General features: G+C 38.7%; 1 protein-coding gene. It reads left to right on the top strand.

Features of this window, described 5'->3' with window-relative positions; genetic code table 11:
• Positions 1–803, top strand: an 803-nt coding sequence (locus tag SINDD18_RS05165; RefSeq protein ID WP_241497344.1) for an amino acid ABC transporter permease, incomplete at both ends; no start/stop codon positions are given.

Here is an 803-nt window from a genome sequence, read left to right as displayed (position 1 = left end):
CAGTTAAAAAAGGAAGCAATCCAGAATTGCTAGAGAAGTTTAACAAGGGACTAGCAAATCTTAAAGCAAACGGTGAATTCCAAAAAATTCTTGATAAGTATCTAGCTAGCGATTCTACTACTACAAGTTCAACCGCTGATGAAACAACTATCTGGGGCTTGTTGAAAAACAACTACAAACAACTTCTCAGCGGACTTGGAATTACCCTCTCATTAGCACTTATTTCATTTGTAATTGCGATTTTCATCGGAATTATCTTTGGTATGTTTAGCGTTAGCCCTTATAAATCACTCCGTTTGATTTCAGAGATTTTCGTTGACGTTATCCGTGGTATTCCACTCATGATTCTTGCAGCATTTATTTTCTGGGGTATTCCTAACTTTATCGAATCCCTTACAGGTCAACAAAGTCCAATCAACGACTTTGTCGCTGGTACTATCGCACTTTCCCTAAACTCAGCTGCCTACATTGCTGAAATCGTACGTGGTGGTATTAAGGCTGTTCCTGTTGGACAAATGGAAGCCAGTCGAAGTCTTGGTATTTCATATGGAAAAACCATGCGTAAGATTGTCTTGCCACAAGCAACCAAGCTCATGCTTCCAAACTTCGTCAACCAATTTGTGATTGCTTTGAAAGATACAACAATCGTATCTGCAATCGGTTTGGTAGAACTCTTCCAGACTGGTAAGATTATCATTGCTCGTAACTATCAAAGTTTCAAAATGTATGCAATTCTCGCAGTCTTCTACCTTGTGATTATCACTCTTCTAACTAGATTAGCGAAACGCTTAGAAAAGAGGATT

This window comes from Streptococcus infantis (assembly GCF_001579645.1).
Lineage (GTDB): Bacteria > Bacillota > Bacilli > Lactobacillales > Streptococcaceae > Streptococcus > Streptococcus infantis_E.
This window is presented reverse-complemented; position numbering and strand designations above follow the sequence as displayed.